This is a genomic window from Streptomyces sp. NPDC049577 (genome assembly GCF_040675635.1).
In the GTDB taxonomy this organism is placed as follows: Bacteria; Actinomycetota; Actinomycetes; order Streptomycetales; family Streptomycetaceae; genus Streptomyces.
This window is the reverse complement of record NZ_JBFAPH010000364.1, coordinates 1-6,098: the sequence shown is the minus strand read 5'-3', so window position 1 is coordinate 6,098 and position 6,098 is coordinate 1. Positions and strand designations below refer to the sequence as shown.

The window sequence follows — 6,098 nt, the reverse complement described above, 5'->3', positions numbered from 1 at the left end:
GCACGTCGGCGATCTTCTCGTCGAACTCGCGGAGGTCCGGCGGCGCGGTCATCCGGCGGATGCGCATCCGGGAGCCGGCCTCGTCGAGGCGCGCGACTGGGCCGCCGGAACCTCCAGCCGCTCCAGCAAGCTCATCCACGGCGGTCTGCGCTACCTGGAGATGCTCGACTTCGCGCTCGTCCGCGAGGCCCTCAAGGAACGCGGTCTGCTGCTGGAGCGGCTGGCTCCGCATCTCGTACGGCCCGTGCCCTTCCTCTACCCGCTCCAGCACCGGGGCTGGGAGCGGCTCTACGCGGGCACGGGCGTGGCCCTCTACGACGCCATGTCGGTCTCCTCCGGCCACGGCCGCGGCCTGCCCCTGCACCGGCACCTCAGCCGCCGCCGCGCCCTGCGGGTCGCCCCCTGTCTGCGCAAGGACGCGCTGGTCGGCGCGTTGCAGTACTACGACGCCCAGATGGACGACGCCCGTTACGTCACCACCCTCGTGCGGACCGCCGCCGCCTACGGCGCGGACGTGGCCAACCGGGCGCGGGTCACCGGCTTCCTGCGGGAGGGCGAGCGGGTGGTCGGCGCCCGGGTGCGCGACCTGGAGCAGGGCGGCGAGTTCGAGATCCGGGCCCGTCAGATCGTCAACGCGACGGGTGTGTGGACGGACGACACGCAGAAGCTCATCGCCGAGCGCGGCCAGTTCCACGTCCGCGCCTCCAAGGGCATCCACCTGGTCGTGCCCAAGGACCGGATCCACTCCACCACCGGGCTGATCCTGCGCACCGAGAAGAGCGTGCTCTTCGTCATCCCCTGGGGCCGGCACTGGATCATCGGCACGACCGACACCGACTGGGACCTCGACAAGGCCCACCCGGCCGCCTCCAGCGCGGACATCGACTATCTGCTGGAACACGTCAACTCCGTGCTGTCCGTGCCGCTCGGCCGCGACGACGTCCAGGGCGTCTACGCCGGGCTGCGGCCGCTGCTGGCCGGGGAGTCGGACGCCACCAGCAAGCTCTCGCGCGAGCACACCGTGGCACACCCCGTGCCGGGGCTGGTGGTCGTTGCGGGCGGCAAGTACACGACGTACCGGGTGATGGCCAAGGACGCCGTGGACGAAGCGGTGCACGGGCTCACCCAGAGGGTGGCGGACTGTGTCACCGAGGACATCCCGCTGGTCGGCGCCGAGGGCTACCGGGCGCTGTGGAACGGCCGCGCGCAGATCGCCCGGCGCACCGGGCTGCACGTGGCCCGCGTCGAGCACCTGCTGAACCGGTACGGCTCGCTGACGTACGAGGTGCTCGACCTCGTCGAGGCCGACCCGACCCTGGGCGAGCCGCTGGGCGGCGCGGAGGACTACCTGCGGGCCGAGGTCGTCTACGCGGCCTCGCACGAGGGGGCCCGCCACCTCGACGACGTGCTCACGCGCCGCACGCGCGTCTCCATCGAGACCTTCGACCGGGGCACGCGCAGCGCCCGCGAGGCCGCCGTGCTGATGGCGCCCGTCCTCGGCTGGGACAACGCGCAGATCGCCAAGGAGGTCGAGCACTACGAGAAGCGTGTGGAGGCGGAACGCGAATCGCAGCTCCAGCCGGACGATCTGACGGCGGACGCGGCCCGGCTGGGGGCGCCGGACATCCAACCGGTATGACGGGCATGAGGGCCGGTCGTGGCGGGCCCGCTCAGGCGGGACAGAACTCTTCCCGCAAGAGCCTCGTCTCGGCGGCGGTGCGCGGCGGACCGTCGCCGTTGAGGCGGTAGCTGACCACGTGTCGGCCGTCGGGGGTGCCCATCATCTGGACGTAGGAGCCGTTGATCTCGCCGTTGTGGCCCCACACCGTGCGGTGGCACGGCAGCCGTACGGGGAAGAGGCCCAGGCCGTACCGGCCGCCGGTCGCCGTCGTGTCCCGCATGGCGCGCAGCTCCGGCGCGGGCAGCAGCGCGCCGCCGAGCAGGGCGGCGAGGAAACGGTTGAGGTCGGGGAGGGTGGAGACCATCTCGCCGGCCGCGCCGGCCATGGACGGGTCGAAGTCGGTCACGTCGGTGAGCCGGCCGGTGCTTCCCCCTTGCCCTACCGGCGAGTAGGCGCGGCCGTGCGGCGACGGCAGCGCGGCACGGGTGCCGGGGAAGCTGGTGCCCGTCAGGTGCAGCGGCGCGATGACGCGGCGTCGGGCCTCGGCGGCGTAGGAGTGGCCGGTCACCTGACGGATGACCATGCCGAGGAGCAGATAGTCCGTGTTGGAGTACCGGTAGGCGGCGCCCGGCGGCCCGTAGGGGCGGTGGGCGAGCGCGGTCCGCAGCAGCTCCTCCGGCGTGTGGGAGCGGTAGCGGTGCGCGGCGAAGCCCGGGCCGAGGAACTCGCGGAAGAACGTGCTGTCGTCGGTGTAGGAGAACAGCCCGCTCGTGTGGTCGAGGAGTTGGCGGACGGTGACGCGGCCGGAGCGGGTGGCCCTGTCGAGGGCGGCGGCCGTGGGGGCGGGCAGCAGGCCGTCGACCGGTTCGTCCAGCCGCAGCCGGTGTTCGGCGACGAGCTGGAGGGTGACGGTCGCGAGGACCGTCTTCGTGATGCTTCCGGCACGGAAGCGGTCCGTGGGGCCGATGCGGCGTCCGGTGCGTACGTCGGCGACGCCGGCCGTACGGAAGACCGCGCGGCCGGTCATCCGGCCGGTCATGCGGTCGGTCATCCGGCTGGTCATGCGGTCGGCCGTGCTGACATGAGCGTCCTGTGACAGCTCGGCAGCACCTGGAACCGAACCTTCCGAAAGCAGGTCCTGTACAGGTGAGCGGGCGGTCACGCCGTCAGGTCCCGCTGCCCACAGCGTCGCCGACAGCGCCGTCGCGACACACCACAGCGCGGTGACGGCCGCGGTGAGGCGCGGACGGGTCGGGTGCGTCGGCATGCGCCCATCATCCCCGGGCCGTCCGGGGCCTCTCGGACCCTGGCCTTCCGCCGGTCCGTGGATGAGAGACAATGGACGCTCTGCCAGGGTCGGTTGGTCGCAGAGCTGATTGCCAGAGGGGACGCATGTCGGAGGCGGAGCAGACGCAGGGCACGACAGGGCGCCTCCTCGCCGGGCGATACCGCCTCGGGGACGTACTCGGTCGAGGCGGCATGGGCACGGTCTGGCGGGCGACCGACGAGACCCTCGGCCGGGTGGTGGCGGTGAAGGAGCTGCGCTTCCCGGCCAACATCGACGAGGACGAGAAGCGCCGTCTCATCACGCGGACACTGCGTGAGGCCAAGGCCATCGCCCGCATCCGCAGCGCGGGCGCCGTCACCGTCTACGACGTGGTCCACGAGGACGACCGGCCGTGGATCGTCATGGAGCTCATCGAGGGCCGTTCCCTCGCCGACGTCATCCGTGAGGACGGCCCGCTGAACTGGCGGCGCGCCGGCGAGGTCGGCCTGGCCGTGCTCGACGTACTGCGCGCGGCGCACCGCGAGGGCATCCTGCACCGCGACGTGAAGCCGTCCAACGTGCTCATCGCCGACGACGGGCGCGTCGTCCTCACCGACTTCGGCATCGCCCAGATCGAGGGCGACCCGTCCGTCACCTCCACCGGCATGCTCGTCGGCGCCCCCTCCTACATCTCCCCCGAGCGGGCGCGCGGCCAGAAGCCCGGCCCGCCGTCCGACCTGTGGTCGCTGGGCGGCCTGCTGTACGCCGCCGTGGAGGGCGCCCCGCCGTACGACAAGGGCTCCGCCATCGCGACCCTGACCGCCGTCATGACCGAGCCGCTGGGCCCGCCGAAGAACGCCGGCCCGCTGGCGCCGGTCATGTACGGGCTGCTCGCCAAGGACCCGCAGAAGCGGCTGGACGAGGCGGGCGCGCGGGCCCTGCTGACCGACGCCGTCAACTCGCCGGACGAGCGCCTGGCGAAGCCGCCGGCGCCGCCGTCCGACCTGGAGGCGACGCAGGCCATCGCCGTGCCGTCGATACCGGCGAGGACGACCGCCCCCGCCCCGAAGGCGGACCGCGGGGACCACCGGGCGGACCGGGGACGCCGGGGCGGCCGTACGGCGGCCGAGGACGACGGCGCGCCCACCGTGCAGACGGCCCAGGAGGGGCAGGCCGCCCGCTCCTCCCGCCCGGTGAAGGGCTCGGGCACCTCGGCCCTCGGGGCCGGGAGCCGGGCCGCCGAGAGGGAACGCCCCTCCGGCACCTTCAGACCCCTGCGCGACGCCGCGCCGTCGGCCTCCGCGATCGCCGCCCAGGCACAGGATCGGGAGGCCGCGACGAGCGGCCGGAACGCGCTGCCCCTGGGCGGCGGTTTCGGTCGCCCCACGGTCGGCGGTCGCGCTTCGATCACCGACGTCGTCCCGCGCCGGGCGCTGCTCATCGCGGCCGTCGTGGTCGTCCTGGCCGTCATCGGCACGGTGCTCGCCCTCACGCTGGGCGACGACGACAGCCACAAGGACGGCAAGAGCGGCAAGGGCGGCAAGGCCGTCACGTCCACGTCCCACATGTCCCACGCCTCGCACGTCTCGCACGCCTCGCGCGCCGTTCAGATCCGCGTCGGCTGAGCGGCTGAGCGGCCGAGCGGCCGAGCGGACGAACCGGGCAGGCGCCGGGCCGGTGCCGGGCCGGCGCGCTGAGCCGATGTGTACTGAGCCGATGTGTGCTGAACCGATGTACTGAGCCGTACCGGCCCGAAGAGACGGGTTCGGCACGTATCGTGAGTCTTCGGGGACCGTGCGCTACCGCAATGAGTCGCCCGGCGACCGGCTTTGACGGTGGTTCGGGCAGTGGTGTGGATCGAGATCGTGGATCGTGAACCGCGCGATTGGGGAGGCGTCGTGGACGACTACGCGGGCCGGGTGCTCGCCGATCGCTATCGCCTGCCGTTGCCGCCCTCGGACGCCTTCGAACTGGTGGAGACCCGGGCCCTCGACACCTACAGCGGGCACGAGGTCCAGATCCGGCAGATCCCGCTGCCCGAGACCGTCGACGCGGAGGTCGTCGGAGCGGACGTCGCCGGAGTGGACGGCACCGGCGGCGTGCGCGGCGCCGGCGGCATCCCGGGTGCCCGTGCCCGTGCAGGCGGTACGGGGGTGGCCGGGAGCGGGGATCCGGCGGTCCGGCGAGCCCTCGTCGCGGCGACGGAGGCGGCACGACTGCCCGATCACCCACGGCTGGACCAGGTCTTCCACGTCTTCGCGGAGGCGGGCAGCCTCTGGATCGTCAGCGAACTCGTCTCCGCGCGCCCCCTCGCCGCCCTGCTCGCCGAGCGTCCCCTCTCCCCGCACCGCGCCGCCGAGGTGGCCGCCGACGTCCTCACCGCCCTGCGCGCCCTGCACGCCCAGGGCTGGACCCACCGCAACATCACCGCCCGCACCGTCCTGGTCTGCGACGACGGCCGGGCCATCCTGACGGGCCTCGCCGCAGGCGCCGCGGAGGAGGCCCTGTGCGGCTACCACCCGGTGCCGGAGGCGCCGCCGGGCGCGGCCGGCAGACCCGTCGGCGCCGCACTGCCGGCCCAGGGCGGGCCCTCGGACGGTGAAGGCTCGGCCGGGCGGGCCGTACGGGCCGGGGCCCGTACCGCGGATCTGCTCGTGGACGGCGCTGCCCAGCAGGGCGGCAGCCGGCCGGCTCCCGTCGGAGGGAGCCCCGGCTGGGGCGGGCCCGTGAGCGCGCTCGACGCCGAGCGGGCTCGGCAGGCGCGCATGCTCGTCGTGGGCGCCGTCACCGAGCGCTGGGCGCCCGAGCAGGCGTGGCCCGTACAGGAGAACTGGCAGCTCGCGCCGCCCGTCGGCCCCGCCGCCGACCTCTGGGCGCTGGGCGCGCTGCTGTTCCGCGTCGTCCAGGGGCACGCCCCGTACCCCGAGGACAGCACCGCCGACCTCGTCCAGCTGGTGTGCTCCCAGCCCCCCGCGTACGCCGAGGAGTGCGGCGCGCTACGGCCGGTCGTCGAGTCGCTCATGCGCAAGGACCCGACCGAGCGGCCGGACTTCGAGGAACTGCGCGGCTGGCTGCGTTCGCTCATCCGCTCCGCTCCGGAGCCGGACATCGGCAGTCGCACCGTCACCGTGCCGTCCCTCGGCCCCGGCTCCCCCGGGGACCCGCGCCGCCTGCCGGCCATAAGGCGCCGCGGCGAGCTGGTGCGCCGCC

General features: G+C 74.0%; 3 protein-coding genes and 1 pseudogene. 3 read left to right on the top strand and 1 reads right to left on the bottom strand.

Going from position 1 to position 6,098, the window contains the following annotated elements; genetic code table 11:
* A partial coding sequence (locus AB0K09_RS28365) for a glycerol-3-phosphate dehydrogenase/oxidase (RefSeq protein WP_366068265.1) occupies positions 1 to 1,639 on the top strand: 1,639 nt, incomplete at its 5' end.
* Between the two features lie 31 nt (positions 1,640 to 1,670).
* Here the strand turns inward: AB0K09_RS28365 and AB0K09_RS28360 are convergent.
* A complete protein-coding gene (locus AB0K09_RS28360; RefSeq protein ID WP_366068264.1) occupies positions 1,671 to 2,684 on the bottom strand; it encodes a serine hydrolase domain-containing protein in 1,014 nt (337 codons plus the stop codon).
* A 329-nt stretch (positions 2,685 to 3,013) separates the two neighbouring features.
* Between AB0K09_RS28360 and AB0K09_RS28355 the strand changes: the two are divergent.
* Both AB0K09_RS28355 and AB0K09_RS28350 read left to right on the top strand, forming a co-directional pair.
* A pseudogene (locus AB0K09_RS28355) lies at positions 3,014 to 4,393 on the top strand (serine/threonine-protein kinase); the annotation flags it as partial.
* Between the two features lie 393 nt (positions 4,394 to 4,786).
* Positions 4,787 to 6,098 (top strand): protein kinase (locus AB0K09_RS28350; protein WP_366068263.1); only part of this gene is annotated, 1,312 nt, incomplete at its 3' end.